This is a genomic window from Morganella sp. B601 (assembly GCF_051172335.1).
GTDB lineage: Bacteria > Pseudomonadota > Gammaproteobacteria > Enterobacterales > Enterobacteriaceae > Morganella > Morganella morganii.
In genome coordinates this window covers 67,820-82,059 of record NZ_JBPIZE010000007.1, presented here as the reverse complement: position 1 = coordinate 82,059, position 14,240 = coordinate 67,820, and the positions used below count along the sequence as shown (strand labels likewise).

The 14,240-nt window shown below is 48.0% G+C and carries 11 protein-coding genes; 7 read left to right on the top strand and 4 right to left on the bottom strand.

Annotated features, from left to right (window positions below; genetic code table 11):
• Window positions 1–11: 11 nt before the first annotated feature.
• The 7 genes from ACSBQN_RS16630 to ACSBQN_RS16600 all read left to right on the top strand — a co-directional run bounded on the left by ACSBQN_RS16630 (window position 12) and on the right by ACSBQN_RS16600 (window position 9,266).
• Window positions 12–1,157, top strand: a complete 1,146-nt coding sequence (locus ACSBQN_RS16630) for a trans-sulfuration enzyme family protein (RefSeq protein WP_024474710.1) — start codon at window positions 12–14, stop codon at window positions 1,155–1,157.
• 37 nt (window positions 1,158–1,194) lie between these two features.
• Window positions 1,195–2,640 (top strand): Na+/H+ antiporter NhaC family protein, encoded by a 1,446-nt coding sequence (locus ACSBQN_RS16625; RefSeq protein WP_004904626.1) that lies wholly within the window; start codon window positions 1,195–1,197, stop codon window positions 2,638–2,640.
• 30 nt (window positions 2,641–2,670) lie between these two features.
• Window positions 2,671–3,690: a D-cysteine desulfhydrase gene (locus ACSBQN_RS16620; RefSeq protein WP_201893656.1), complete on the top strand. Its 1,020-nt coding sequence runs from the start codon at window positions 2,671–2,673 to the stop codon at window positions 3,688–3,690.
• 681 nt (window positions 3,691–4,371) lie between these two features.
• Window positions 4,372–4,941: a fimbrial protein gene (locus tag ACSBQN_RS16615; protein WP_036409618.1), complete on the top strand. Its 570-nt coding sequence runs from the start codon at window positions 4,372–4,374 to the stop codon at window positions 4,939–4,941.
• A gap of 63 nt (window positions 4,942–5,004) precedes the next feature.
• Entirely contained in the window at window positions 5,005–5,691 is a 687-nt protein-coding gene (locus ACSBQN_RS16610; RefSeq protein WP_024474707.1) for a fimbrial biogenesis chaperone, read from the top strand.
• A gap of 3 nt (window positions 5,692–5,694) precedes the next feature.
• Window positions 5,695–8,211, top strand: a complete 2,517-nt coding sequence (locus ACSBQN_RS16605) for a fimbria/pilus outer membrane usher protein (protein ID WP_341992997.1) — start codon at window positions 5,695–5,697, stop codon at window positions 8,209–8,211.
• On the top strand, window positions 8,211–9,266 hold the full coding sequence (locus tag ACSBQN_RS16600; RefSeq protein WP_337137440.1) for a fimbrial protein: 1,056 nt from the start codon (window positions 8,211–8,213) through the stop codon (window positions 9,264–9,266). The genes ACSBQN_RS16605 and ACSBQN_RS16600 overlap by 1 nt, the downstream gene beginning before the upstream one ends.
• A 38-nt stretch (window positions 9,267–9,304) precedes the next feature.
• On the opposite strand, the gene ACSBQN_RS16595 is transcribed toward ACSBQN_RS16600, so the two are convergent.
• The 4 genes from ACSBQN_RS16595 to acs all read right to left on the bottom strand — a co-directional run bounded on the left by ACSBQN_RS16595 (window position 9,305) and on the right by acs (window position 13,998).
• Window positions 9,305–9,883 (bottom strand): hypothetical protein, encoded by a 579-nt coding sequence (locus tag ACSBQN_RS16595; protein WP_354633081.1) that lies wholly within the window; start codon window positions 9,881–9,883, stop codon window positions 9,305–9,307.
• 122 nt (window positions 9,884–10,005) lie between these two features.
• Window positions 10,006–11,661 carry a cation acetate symporter gene (locus ACSBQN_RS16590; RefSeq protein ID WP_152697040.1) on the bottom strand — a complete coding sequence of 552 codons (1,656 nt, stop codon included), beginning with the start codon at window positions 11,659–11,661 and terminating at the stop codon, window positions 10,006–10,008.
• Window positions 11,658–11,969 carry a DUF485 domain-containing protein gene (locus ACSBQN_RS16585; protein WP_004237915.1) on the bottom strand — a complete coding sequence of 104 codons (312 nt, stop codon included), beginning with the start codon at window positions 11,967–11,969 and terminating at the stop codon, window positions 11,658–11,660. Before ACSBQN_RS16585 ends, ACSBQN_RS16590 begins: the two co-directional genes overlap by 4 nt.
• A 73-nt stretch (window positions 11,970–12,042) precedes the next feature.
• A complete protein-coding gene (gene acs, locus ACSBQN_RS16580) occupies window positions 12,043–13,998 on the bottom strand; it encodes an acetate--CoA ligase (protein ID WP_024474702.1) in 1,956 nt (651 codons plus the stop codon).
• Window positions 13,999–14,240: the final 242 nt, after the last annotated feature.

Sequence of the window (14,240 nt, the reverse complement as noted above, 5' to 3'; positions counted from 1 at the left end):
GGACACCAACTATGAGTAAGAAAATTGCCACTGTGCTGATCCACGGCGGACAGCAGCAGGATAAAGTAAACCATGCTATTTTCCCGGCGATCACCACCGCCAGTACGTTTGTGCAGACCAGCCTGAGCGAGCACGGTGAATACGCCTATTCCCGTGTCAGTAACCCGACCCGCCACGCCTATGAAACACTGCTGGCCGATGTCGAGGAAGGTACTTACGCCACCGCAACCGCCTCCGGTGTGGCGGCGGCGGCACTGGTGCTGAATATCTTCCCGCAGGGCTCCCATATTATTGCGATGAAAGGCGTGTACGGCGGAACTTTCCGTCTGTTTGAGCGTGTGGCAAAAGAGAACTGCGGCCACGAGTTCGATTATGTTGATCTCAATGATTTAGCCGCAGTCCGCAGCAAAATCAAAGATAACACCCGCATGATCTGGATAGAAAGCCCGACCAACCCGTTACTGGAACTGGTTGATATTGAAGCCATCTGCGGACTGGCCAAAGAACACAATATCGTAACCTGCATCGATAACACCTTCGCGACACCGTGGAACCAGAAACCTCTGACCATGGGCGCGGATCTGATCATGGTCTCCTCCAGTAAATATATCGGCGGTCACTCTGACTTAATCGGCGGTGCGGTGATCACCAACCGTGACGACCTCGCGGAAAGACTGAATTTCCTGAAAACCACCACCGGCGCGATTGCCTCTCCGTTTGATGCCTATCTCGCCCTGCGCGGCCTGAAAACCCTGGCACTGCGGATGGCGGCACAATGCAGCAATGCACAGGCCGTGGCGGAATTCCTGTCCGGTCACGACAAAATTGAAAAAGTATTTTATCCGGGTCTGAAAGATCACCCGCAGTACGAATTATGCAAAAAACAGATGCGCACCGGCGGTGCTGTGGTCACTATTCAGCTGAAAGGCGGCCTCGCAGAAACCGAAGCATTTGTGAAAAAACTGCGCTATTTTGTGCTCGCTGAATCGCTGGGCGGTGTGGAAAGCATGGTGAATCACTCCGCGACCATGTCCCACGGCTCCATGACCCGCGAAGAGCGCGAATCCATCGGTGTTTTTGACAGCACACTGCGTTTGTCTGTCGGCATCGAAGATATCGGCGATTTACTGGCTGATTTACAGCAGGCTCTGGCCTGACACAGCATCACTACCACAATAATAAAAGAGAAAGCGTATGCAGGACTATGGTATCTGGACGGTCATTACCCCGGTCGTCACAATTATTCTGGCCATCTGTACCCGTCAGGTGATTTTATCACTGCTGATCGGGATACTTGTCGGCTTTACTGTTATTCATGATCACAACCTCTTATTGGGGATCCGCGCGACCCTCGAAGGGATTATTGATGTCTTTAAATCATCAGGAAACGCCAAAACCATCATCTTTATGCTGATGATTGGCGGGATTATGCGGCTGGTCGTGGTGACCGGCGGTGTGCGGGCACTTGTCCGCCTGCTGACCAACAAAACGCAGATCATCAAAGGCCGCAAAGGTGTGCAGCTGCTGGCAGTGATTATCACGTCCCTGATTTTTATCGAAAGCTCGATTAACCAGCTGGTTTCCGGTGCTTCCACCAAAGCGCTGGCGAAAAAATACGGCGTGCCGCCGGAGAAAATGTCTTACATCATCCAGACCGCCTGTGTGTCTGTCTGTTCTTCCGCCATGATCAACGGCTGGGGTGCGGCAATGATGGGCGTTATCGGTGTGCAGATCTCTCAGGGACTGATCACCGGCGAACCGTTTGATATCCTGGCACATTCCATGGTTTACAACATCATGGCCTGGTTCTCACTCGCCAGCATTCTGTTCTATATCTTCAGCAATGTCTCCTGGGGACCGATGCGCAAAGCAGAAATGCGTGCGCAGGCACTCATCAGCTCTGCGGATGTGATCACCGGTACGCCGGAAGAAACGCACGACGAGCCGGAAGATGATAAAGACATTATCGATCATCCGAACTGCCATACTTCACTGAACTTCTTTATCCCGATCCTTTCCACCATTCTGATGGTGCCGGTCGCGCTGTATATCACCGGTGACGGCGAGTTCAGCAAAGGTAGTGGTTCCACCTCGGTTTACTGGGGCGTAATGTTCGGGACGGCGGTGTCATTTGTCTGGTTCCTGGCGCGCCGCGTGATGAATGTCGATACCTTCTTTAAAGAGCTCTATATCGGCTATGCCAACATGATTAAAATCAGTTCGGTGATGATCCTCGCCTTCCTGATGGGCTCTGTCTCTTCTGACCTTAACACCGGTGCCTATATTGCCCAGGTGACATCAGGGGTTATCGCGCCGGGCTTCTCTGTCGGCTTTATCTTCCTGATCAGTGCCATTATGTCACTGGCGACCGGTACCTCCTGGGGTACATTCGCCATCATGATCCCGATTGGTGTGCAACTGGGCCTGTCTGTCGGTATGCCGCCGGAATATATGATTGGCGCCGCTATCGCCGGGTCTATTTTTGGTGATATGACCTCCCCTATCTCCAGTGATGCGATCGTGGCATCGATGGCGACAGACTGTGACCATATTGAGCATATCCGTACCCAGATGCCGTATGCGGTATTAACCGCGAGTTTTGCGCTGGCCGTCTATCTCTGGTTAGGATTCACCTACTGAGTATGACTGCGAATTCAATAAGGAAATGATATGTCTTCTTCTGTAAATACCGCCGGGGCAACCCGGCTGCAACAGACACTGGCGCAGTTCAGTAAGCTTAATCTGCTCAGCGGTGTCACACCGCTGAATAAACTGAACAATCTCTCCCGCCTGCTGGGACGGGAGATTTACATCAAACGTGATGATCTGACACCGCTGGCGGCCGGCGGCAACAAGCTGCGCAAACTGGAATTCCTGATGGCGGATGCCCTGGAAAAAGGCGCACAGTTTATTGTCACCGCCGGAGCCATTCAGTCCAACCACGTCCGCCAGACAGCGGCTGTTGCGGCAATGTACGGCCTGAAATGTGTGGCACTGCTGGAAAACCCGATCGGCAGTCAGGAAACCAATTTCCTGAATAACGGCAACAAGCTGCTGACGGATTTATTCGGCGCGCACTGTGTGATGTGTGATGCCCTGACTGACCCGGATGCGCAGATGCAGGCGCTGATCAACCATATGCAGCTCAGTGATGCCTATATCGTACCGGTCGGCGGCTCCAATATGCTCGGTTCCCTCGGCTATGCGGAGTGCGCCCTGGAAATCGCGCAGCAGACACCGGAAGGCACAGAATTCGGTGCTGTCGTGGTCGCCTCCGGCAGCGCCGGAACACACGCCGGACTGTCTGCCGGATTGCAGCTGGTGATGCCGCAGACCCCGGTTATCGGTGTCACCGTATCGCGGGTATATGCCGATCAGGCACCGAAAGTGGTTAAACTGCAAAACGAACTGGCACAGCTGTTTGATATTGAAACACCTGCGCCGGTCGCGCTGTGGGACAGCTATTTTGCCCCGGAATACGGCATGCCGAATGCCGGCGGGCTGGAAGCCATTGAACTGCTGGCGCGTCACGAAGGTATTTTGCTGGATCCGGTTTACACCGGTAAAGCCATGGCCGGACTGATTGACCAGGTTCGCAGACATCCGGAAGATACTTCGCCACTTCTGTTTGTGCACACCGGCGGTGCTGCCGGACTGTTCGCTTATCAGGAAGTGAGCGCAGCTATATAACACTGTCCGGCATAATATTATAATTTACAGATAACATCTGACAGATACCGGCAATATACCCTGTTCCGGTATCTGTTATTTCCCGCCTCTCTGATAACACCTCTCATTTCCGGAAAAAATCACACATCAAATTCCGATGTAAATCATTATTCAGGGCGATAAAAAATCATTTCCTATGTTCTTTCTTAAAAAAATACGCATGTGAGATGTAAGTAAATAATGCATATCCTTCCCGTTTTTTTTTCATTTATTATTCCGTAACATACTGATATTTACCACATAATTATAAATTAATTTTATTACCCTTCATTACAAATGGAATAAAACAAACCAAATGCAATAAAAATACAAATAAAAATCAAAAGATTATAACCAGAACTCTAAACGCAATAGTTTGAAACATCAGATTACACAGAGATACACCACAAGGTATTCTCAATACATTATTTCGATATACTCATTCCGTGAGTGATTCAGAAAAGCTCATATATCTATAAATTAAACCAGACAACCAGTAATCAGCAGAAAAAATAGCCTTCAACTCCGGACAATGAAAATTGTATTTATCATTGCCAGAATTTTTTCTGCCTTTATTTATTATTGTTTCGCATAAAACACCACGATTTCATTTTTATTCAGCTGACACTGAATAATAAAAATTTCATTTAAATAAGGTTTAAGATGAAAAAATCTTTAATTAGTAAATCATTAATTTCTGCATTACTTGCCGGTACTGCCATGAGTGCATCCGCAGTTGATCAGACAGGTACAATTTCCTTTAAAGGCTTTATTTATAATGCCACCTGTTCGATTGATCTTAACGATACTAACTCTCCTAATGTTGATGTGTTAATGGGTCGTTATCCGACCAGTGCATTTACAGAAACCGGCACTATGGTTGGCGGAAAAGATGGCTACGGTGAACTGAATATTTCATTAACAGACTGCCCGGATCAGGGAAAAGTAAAATTACAGTTACATGGTAAACCAAAAGATGGTGATAACGAGCTGTTAGAATTAGATAACCCGAACGCAAGTACAACGGCTAAAAATATTGCTGTCCTTATATTTGAGAATGGCGATACCAATAATGACCCTGTTGTGATTGATGGCTCAAAAACAGAGGAATATAACGTATCTTCCAGTGCATCATGGAAGGGAAGTTATACCGCATACTACTACAGCACAGCTGACGATGTTGAAGCCGGCCAGGCGGATGCAACGCTGAATTATACGCTCTCATATAATTAATATTTATGCGCAGATGAAATACTCTGCGCGCCCTCACTATAATAAAATAACTAAGGCTTAATCATGTTCACTAAAACAAACATTCTCTCTGCTTGTGCATTACTTCTTTTGGTATCAGAAAGCTATGCCGGTTTTGGTTTAGAAACAACCCGCGTTATTTATCATGAAAAAAATAACAGCGAGGGTGTTGTTGCCTTTAATACCGACAAAGGCAGAAATTATCTTTTGCAGTCATGGGTTGAAGATAAAGCAGGAAATGTCAGCCCTGATTTTGTTTCAACGCCGCCACTCGTCAAGTTACGGGCTGAAAAAAAGAATACATTACAGGTCACAAAAGTAGCGTCATTACCGGCTGACAGAGAATCCCTTTACTGGCTGAATGTTAAATTTGTGGCGCCGAGTGAGGAAGGCCAGGAAAACGTTCTGCGCTATTCGATGACCAACCGAATAAAGATTCTTTACCGCCCGGCGGCTCTCGATAACAGCCGGGATATTGAGACCTATGCTGACAAGTTAGACTGGTCTGTTTCAGGTAACCGCCTTACGGTTAATAACAGCACACCTTATTATGTGAATGTTTCGAAAATAACCGTCAACAACCAGGAAGTAAAACTACCTTCCGGATATATATCGCCAAAATCGGCAGAGACAATAACGGCTCCGCAGGTAATCAAAGCACCGGCAAATGTAAAACTGACATACATTAATGACTACGGTAAAGCCGTTGAATTATATTATTCTGCCAAATAACAGATGATAATGATGATGAAAAAATATCATAATAAAAACCATTTTATATCATTATCCGTGATGTCTTTCCTTATGGCGGGGACATCTTTCTCTGTTATGGCCGATGATTATTATCCGGCCAGCTTATTTAATATCCCCGGCAGTAACTCACAATTGACTAATGAAGATGTCAATGTTTTCAAAGAAAATGATAATGCACCGGGAAAATACAAAGTAACTCTTATTATGAATAATAATAAAATTACCACAAAAGAGATTGATTTTGTTCTGAGAAAAAACAACGCCGGTAATGAAAAGCTCATTCCTTGTTTTTCAGGAAAAGAGTGGGGAAACATGGGAGTTGATTTTCCGTCCTCAGATAATGAGGATACTAATGGCTGCTTTAATATCAATGATATTGAATATACGCATGGCTATCTCGACCTTAACTCCCGGATTTATGCACTGACAACACCGCAGTCATACATTAATAAAGATAAACTGGAAGCATTAGAGCAGGAAAACTGGGACAATGGTATTCCTGCACTCTTTGTTAACTATTTATTTTCGGCTGTAAATCGTCAGCATAGTGGCGAAACAAAAGATAGCTATTATGGAAATATCCAGACCAGAGTCAATCTGGGCGCATGGCGTTATCAGAATTATTCTACCTGGATGAATGATGACAATAATAAAAACAAATGGAAAAATATCAGTAATACCTTATCAAGGAACATAAATTCACTGAAAAGTGAATTTACTGTCGGTAATCTATATTCGTCATCACAGTTATTTGATTCTGTTAAATTTCGTGGTATTCGTCTGACAACAGACAGATCCATGGATCCGGTCAGTAAAACAAACTATGTTCCGTCAATTTCCGGCATGGCAAATTCAGAGGCTGTTGTCACTGTTGTTCAGAATGGTGAAATTATCCTGAGACAAAGTGTTCCCGCCGGTCCGTTTAATCTGACCGAATATTATCCGATGAGTAATGGCGGAAACCTGTATGTTAATGTTAAGGAAACTGACGGAAGTGAGAAAAATTTCATCGTTCCTTTCTCTTCAATTTCCACACTGGAAAAGAAAGGAAATATGCGTTACAGCATTTCCGGCGGAACCTATGACAGCAATAACAAAGGTAACGGGAAGAAAATCAATCAGGCAGAAATATTTTATGGTCTGACCGATTTTGTTACCGTTTTCGGCGGAGCATTTGTTGCCAAAGATTATCAATCCGGCGGTATCGGTGCTGCATTCAACTTTGGTGCTTTTGGTGCAATCACAGTCGATATTCTGCATGCAAAAGCAACGCTTAATCACGATAAAACCTCTGCCGGGAATGCGTTTCGCGTTAACTACTCGAAGAGAATAGAAGCAACAAATACCAGCGTATCCCTGGTGGGTTACCGTCACTTCGATGCTAAATTTTATCGTTTCGAAGATGCAATGTCATATGATGAAAACCGGAACGATCATAATAAACTTAAAAATGAATACACTTTATCACTGAATCAGCCTGTCTTTTCCGGCAGTTCATCGCTTAATCTGTCTACTGTTATTTATGAATATACATCCGGTAAAAGACAAAAATCCTATAATGCCGGATTCAACAGCTCATTTAACAAAATGAACTACGGTATATATTATAATTATTATCAGGGCACAAGAACTGAGAACGGTAAAAATAATACCTACAATGTCAGTATGAATCTTAATATCCCGCTCAATATTAAGGATAATACTATCTGGGCTAATTATAATATTTCTTCCGATGCCGATCATCAGACGTTACAGACTGCCGGGCTCAGCGGAAATTATGGTGAGAACCAGCAAGGCAGCTGGGATATTTATCATAGTCAGGGAAATAAAGGCACCGGGAATTCAGGCGGTCTGAGCAGTTCCTATCGCTCACAATATGCGTCTGTTAATGCCGGTTATTCATACAGCAAAAATAATAAAAATCTCAGCTATGGCATGAATGGTTCATTACTGGCCACGCAGTATGGTGTGGTTGCCGCTCCCGCATTACAGAATACCAATGCACTGGTACTGACCAAAGATACTGCCGGTGTGGGTATCATTAACGGGCAGTCTGCTCAGACAAATAATTCGGGCCTTGCTGTTGTTTCCGGCATGACGCCATACCGGAAAAATAATATTGTGATTGATACGCAGACAATCCCCGGTGATACCGAGATCGAAAATAATATTATTAACGATATTGTTCCGACAAAAGGTGCGCTGATTCTGGCCGATTTCAATGTGAAGAAAGGCTACAAACTGCTGATCACACTGAAAACACCTGATAATAAAGAAATACCGTTAGGCGCAAAAGCAATGATGGGTGGTGATACTGAATACCTGGTGTCTAATTTTAATACGCTCTATTTCATAGCGGATAAAGAAAAAGGTGATATCCGCGTGACCTGGAAACAGGACGGAAATATGCAGCAATGTATTATCCGGTATGACATTACCGGCACGTTACCCACGAACGGAATATATATTACAAAGCTGAACTGTCAGCGGGAGATTTGATGAAATACTATCACCTGATAAAAAAAGCCAGACATCTGATGTTATCTCTGATGATTACCGCAGGCGGATTAGGTACGGCCGGCCATGCTTATGCACTGGAGGACTGTGTCAGAGGCGGAAATCAGAACCATTCCACAATGACGTCAACCATCAATCTGCGCCTTACCGGCAGTATAAAGCAGAATCAGGAAGTCGGCCGCTTCACATTTGTCCGTGAAGGCGGTATCGGCGGCGTGGCAGACTGCGGACCAGATGCCGGTATTCACGGCTATACCAGCTACAGTGAAGGCAGTGGTATTGTCGCCAAGTATTATGGTGATATTGACGGATACCCTGCATATCATATTTATCCGGGCGGTGAGCGGAATTTTGTTTATGTTCTGATCGATAACAGAACCGGTATGCATTTTCAGAATCAGCCGGGAAGTAATATTCCGGTTCCGGCAGGTCCGCTCCTGCCGCTTGACTTAACGGTTATTATTTATGCCGCAAAAGATAACCCGGATACGCTTTCTTTAACCGGCGGAGCATATATTGGTACTGTCTTAATTCAGGCATATAACCCCGGCGGCGGCACAACAGCGGTAGGATACAGTTACAGACTGAAAGGCAAGATTGAAAGCGCGCCATCATCATGTTCGCTGGAAAATTCTGACCTGGAATTTAAATTACCCCGGGCACCGGTCAATGCCTTTTCGTCCAGAGGATTTCCGGACGGTAATTATAAAGCTGAAGATAATTTATTTATTTCATGTAACGGCGATCTGTCTGCCCATATGAAATTAATGGCGGCTAAAACAGAAAATTATAACGGAAAAGAGTCCGTTATCGTTCCTGATGATGAAGGCAATAATAATGCGTCCGGTGTCGGTTTTGTTGTCACATCACCGATGAATAATGATGCCGTACTGGTTAATCAGGAGTTTGTTAAAATCGCGGACTTACAGGACGGAAAAACACGTGTTCCGCTTGTTGCTGAATATTACCGCTATGGCGATTCCGTTAAACCCGGCAGGCTGGAAGCAAATACGCAGTTTATTTTACAGTTTGACTGATACAGCGCTGTCCGGATCTCCCGGACGGCTGCTGCTGTTCATCTGATACCGGTGCATCCCCGCCATGCCATCGGTACCGCGGCAAGATTATACAGCGGCGTACCCAGCAGATAATGGTCATATACCGTCAGCCCCGGCGTTTTATCTTTTTCCATCGCGTAATATTCAACGGGCAGAATAAACGAGAGTAATAACAGCGAGATACCGGCATTACGGATAGCCCGGCGCGGCAACGCACGGCTCAGCAGGTGAACCACCGCGAAATACGCCACGGAAACCACGATAAAAAACAGTACGATACCACTGTTTTCAGACAGGAAATCACCGGCTGATAACGGATAGCCCTGATGAAGCAGCTCAGGAAGGTTCGCCAGATATTCAGCACCCGCCTCGCGGCGGAAAAAAGCAGAGGCAGACAGATTCAGCCCCCACAAAATTGTCAGCAGACCAACAACTATTTTGCCCGCGGTATAGCGACAGAGATACACATTCGCCAGCAGCAATAATGTGCCCATCACCGTAATTTTCACATTGTACTCCGCCCCCGGTCCGCCGGATAATACCGCCGGTGCCAGAGCAATCAGCACAATCAGTAAAACAGAAGAAAACAGACGCATAAATTAACTTTTAAGTAACATAAACAAGCGGGTTGCAGTAAACCATTAACAACCTGATAAAACAAGTGCCGGAGAGAAAGAAAAACGCGGCCTCCGGGACGGAGACCGCGCTGTGACGTCTGTCAGTGAGATTTACCCTGCTCGATTCCGATGCCAATCTGAGAGCGGATAAACTGCGCCTCAAAGCGGCTGCGTTCTTCCTGACCCTGTGCGGAGTTATCCGTCACAGACACCAGCCAGGCCGCGATAAAGGCAGCAAACATTGAGAAAAGTGCGGGATATTCATACGGATAAATCGCTTTTTCGTGCCCGAGAATGCTGACCCAGATAGTCGGCCCCAGGATCATCAGGATCACAGCGGTTAACAATCCCAGCCATCCACCGGCCAGTGCACCGCGTGTGGTCAGGCGTTTCCAGTACATGGAGAGCAGAATGATCGGGAAGTTACAGCTCGCCGCGATAGAGAAAGCCAGCCCCACCATAAAAGCGATGTTTTGTTTTTCAAACAGCACACCCAGCCCGATAGCGACAATCCCGAGAATAATTACGGTGATTTTGGAGACTTTTAATTCATCCCGCTCATTGGCTTTGCCGTCTTTGATAGCACAGGCGTACAGGTCGTGGGAAACCGCAGAAGCGCCCGCCAGGGTCAGCCCCGCAACAACCGCCAGAATGGTCGCGAATGCCACAGCAGAAATAAAGCCGAGGAACAGATTACCGCCGACCGCATCCGCCAGATGCACCGCCGCCATGTTGGTACCGCCGATCAGTGCCCCTGCCGCATCCTTAAATACCGGGTTCGGGCTGACCAGCAGAATAGCGCCGAAGCCGATAATAAAGGTCAGGATATAGAAATAACCAATGAATCCGGTGGCATAGAACACACTCTTACGCGCTTCTTTGGCATCACTGACCGTGAAGAAACGCATGATAATATGCGGCAGCCCGGCTGTACCGAACATCAGCGCTAACCCCAGCGATAATGCAGAAACCGGATCTGACACCAAACCGCCGGGACTCATGATCGCCAATCCGTTTTTATGTACCGCGACGGCATCTTTAAACAGGGTGTTAAAATTGAAATCCACGGCTTTCATCACCATCAGTGCCATAAAACTGGCACCGGCAAGTAACAGAACCGCTTTGATAATCTGCACCCATGTCGTTGCCAGCATGCCGCCGAACAGGACATAAAACACCATCAGGATGCCGACCAGCACAACCGCCACGATATAGTTGAGTCCGAACAACAGCTCAATCAGCTTACCGGCCCCGACCATCTGCGCTATCAGATACAGCGCCACCACCACCAGCGAGCCGCTGGCAGACAGCACCCGAATCGGCCTGGCTTTCAGACGGTAAGAAACCACATCCGCAAAGGTGTAACGCCCGAGGTTACGCAGACGTTCCGCAATCAGGAACAGGATCACCGGCCAGCCGATCAGGAAGCCGATAGAGTAGATCAGGCCGTCATAACCGGAGGTGTAAACCAGTGCAGAGATCCCGAGGAAGGATGCGGCAGACATAAAGTCACCGGCGATCGCCAGCCCGTTCTGAAACCCGGTAATTTTTCCCCCGGCGGTGTAATACTCCGCGCGGGAACGTGTCCGTTTTGCCGCCCAGTAAGTGATGTACAGTGTCAGGCCGACAAAAACCAGGAACATAATAATGGCCTGATAGTTTACCGGCTGGCGCTCCACCGGCCCGCTGATGGCATTCGCGTGACTGAGCAGCGGAAACAACAGGGATAACAGAAGAGCAGAAAGGCGCGTTTTCATTGTTTCACCCCGCTGATGATTTCGGCGGTCAGACGGTCGAATTCACCGTTTGCGCGGATGGTATAAATACCGGTCAGGACAAACGCACTGACAATCAGCCCGACGCCGACAGGTATCCCGCGGGTAATCGTCAGACCTTCGCCGAGTGGCGTACCCAGCCATTGCGGGTCAAAGGCTATCAGAATAATAAAGCTGACATACAGCACAAGTGTGATAGCGGACAATGTCCATGAGAACCGACTGCGCTTTCTGACCAGTTCCTGAAAGCGAGGGTCGTTCTCCACCTGCTGATAAATGGATGCGCTCATTGAGGATACTCCTCTGTTTTTGTTATCCGGAGTGTCAGTGCCGCGTAACACGGCACTGACTGAGGTTAGCGTGCTAGTTCATTTTGATGGCCTGCTTTTCTTCGAGCAGTTTTTCGACCACACCCGGGTCGGCCAGTGTTGATACATCACCCAGATTACCGGTATCACCGGCGGCGATTTTACGGAGGATACGGCGCATAATTTTACCGGATCGCGTTTTCGGCAGAGAGTCGGTCCAGTGCAGAATATCCGGGGTGGCAATCGGGCCGATTTCTTTACGGACCCAGTTCCTCACTTCCGCATACAGCTCTGGTGTCGGCTCCTCGCCGTGATTGAGTGTGACATAGGCATAAATAGCCTGCCCTTTGATACTGTGCGGGATCCCGACCACGGCCGCTTCGGCAATTTTCGGGTGTGAAACCAGTGCGGATTCCACTTCGGCGGTACCGAGGCGGTGCCCGGAGATATTCAGCACATCATCCACCCGCCCGGTGATCCAGTAATAGCCGTCTTCATCACGGCGGGTACCGTCCCCGGCAAAATACATACCTTTAAAGGCGGAAAAATAGGTTTGTTCAAAACGCTCATGATCACCGAACAGGGTACGGGCCTGGCCCGGCCAGGAGTCGAGGATCACCAGATTCCCCTCGGTTTCACCGTCCAGAATTTCACCCTGGTTATCCACCAGCGCAGGCTGAACACCAAAGAACGGGACGGTCGCGGAGCCCGGTTTCAGTTCAATCGCCCCCGGCATCGCACCTATCATGCAGGCACCGGTTTCGGTCTGCCACCAGGTATCGACAATCGGGCAGCGGCTGTCACCGATAGTTTTGTAATACCACTCCCAGGCTTCCGGGTTAATCGGCTCGCCGACTGATCCCATAATGCGCAGTGATTTGCGGGAGGTACCTTCAATCGCACTGAGACCTTCCGCCATCAGGGCGCGGATCGCGGTCGGTGCGGTATACAGGATATTGACCTGATGTTTATCGACAATCTGACACATCCGGTTGACCTTCGGATGGTTCGGCACGCCTTCAAACATCAGCGTGATGGCCCCGTTGGAGAGCGGGCCGTAAACCAGGTAGGTGTGTCCGGTTACCCAGCCGACATCCGCTGTACACCAGAACACTTCATCACCATGATAATCAAAGATATATTTAAATGTCAGAGTGGCATAAACCAGGTAACCGCCGGTGGTGTGCAGCACGCCTTTCGGCTTGCCGGTTGAGCCGGAGGTATAGAGGATAAACAGCGGATCTTCCGCATTCATCTCCTGCGGCGGGCAGTCCGCACTGACACCGCTGACAGCGTCATGCCACCAGATATCACGCCCTTCCTGCCACTCCACCGGATTGCCGGTGCGGCGGAAAACAATCACACTGCTGACGGTGGTCACGCCCGGGTTTTTCAGGCCGTCATCCACATTTTTCTTCAGCGGGATAGTGCGCCCGGCGCGCAGACCTTCATCTGCCGTAATCACCATTTTTGCCCCGGAATCAATAACACGGCCGGACACCGCCTCCGGTGAGAACCCGGCAAAAATCACCGAGTGCACCGCACCGATACGGGCACAGGCCAGCATGGCAACCATCGCTTCCGGTACCATCGGCATATAAATCGCAACCACATCACCTTTGCGGATCCCCTGCTGTTTCAGGACATTGGCAAACTGGCAGACATCATGATGCAGTTCACGGTAAGTGAGTGTGCGGGACTCATCCGGGCTGTCACCTTCCCAGATCACCGCCGGTTTATCACCACGCTCCGCCAGATGCCGGTCAAGACAGTTGGCACTGAGATTCAGTGTGCCGTCCTCAAACCACTTAATACTGACATGGCCCGGATCAAAAGAGGTGTTTTTCACCCGCGTATAGGGCTTTATCCAGTCTACAATCTGACCTTTCTCACGCCAGTAGCTGTCGGGATCCTCAACAGACCGCTGATACTCGTCCAGATACTGCTGATGATTGATTAGCGCGTTTTCTGCAATTGCTTCGGGTACAGGATATTTCGTTATTTTTGTCATGATGCATCTCCTTTCAATTGTTAATGCTATGTCAAAATCACGTTAAATAAAGTTACCTTTCCGCCTTTGTTTCTTTTTTGCGCTAAAGATCACGGATTGAAAAAGGGGGTATTCACAGCGTTATCATTTGATGCGAAAACCACCGGCGATATAAAAAATCACCTGTTACATAAAAAACAGCACATGACATCAGATGAGAAGCGCCAACTAAAATATTTAACTAAAATAAGACAGTAAACTAA

Excerpts from the sequence above, each read along its gene's own strand:
- ACSBQN_RS16630 (WP_024474710.1), top strand. The coding sequence starts at position 12 with ATGAGTAAGAAAATTGCCACTGTGCTGATCCACGGCGGACAGCAGCAG.
- ACSBQN_RS16610 (WP_024474707.1), top strand. The coding sequence starts at position 5,005 with ATGTTCACTAAAACAAACATTCTCTCTGCTTGTGCATTACTTCTTTTG.
- acs (WP_024474702.1), bottom strand. The coding sequence starts at position 13,998 with ATGACAAAAATAACGAAATATCCTGTACCCGAAGCAATTGCAGAAAAC.
- ACSBQN_RS16615 (WP_036409618.1), top strand. The coding sequence starts at position 4,372 with ATGAAAAAATCTTTAATTAGTAAATCATTAATTTCTGCATTACTTGCC.
- ACSBQN_RS16600 (WP_337137440.1), top strand. The coding sequence starts at position 8,211 with ATGAAATACTATCACCTGATAAAAAAAGCCAGACATCTGATGTTATCT.
- ACSBQN_RS16590 (WP_152697040.1), bottom strand. The coding sequence starts at position 11,661 with ATGAAAACGCGCCTTTCTGCTCTTCTGTTATCCCTGTTGTTTCCGCTG.
- ACSBQN_RS16620 (WP_201893656.1), top strand. The coding sequence starts at position 2,671 with ATGTCTTCTTCTGTAAATACCGCCGGGGCAACCCGGCTGCAACAGACA.
- ACSBQN_RS16585 (WP_004237915.1), bottom strand. The coding sequence starts at position 11,969 with ATGAGCGCATCCATTTATCAGCAGGTGGAGAACGACCCTCGCTTTCAG.
- ACSBQN_RS16625 (WP_004904626.1), top strand. The coding sequence starts at position 1,195 with ATGCAGGACTATGGTATCTGGACGGTCATTACCCCGGTCGTCACAATT.
- ACSBQN_RS16605 (WP_341992997.1), top strand. The coding sequence starts at position 5,695 with ATGATAATGATGATGAAAAAATATCATAATAAAAACCATTTTATATCA.
- ACSBQN_RS16595 (WP_354633081.1), bottom strand. The coding sequence starts at position 9,883 with ATGCGTCTGTTTTCTTCTGTTTTACTGATTGTGCTGATTGCTCTGGCA.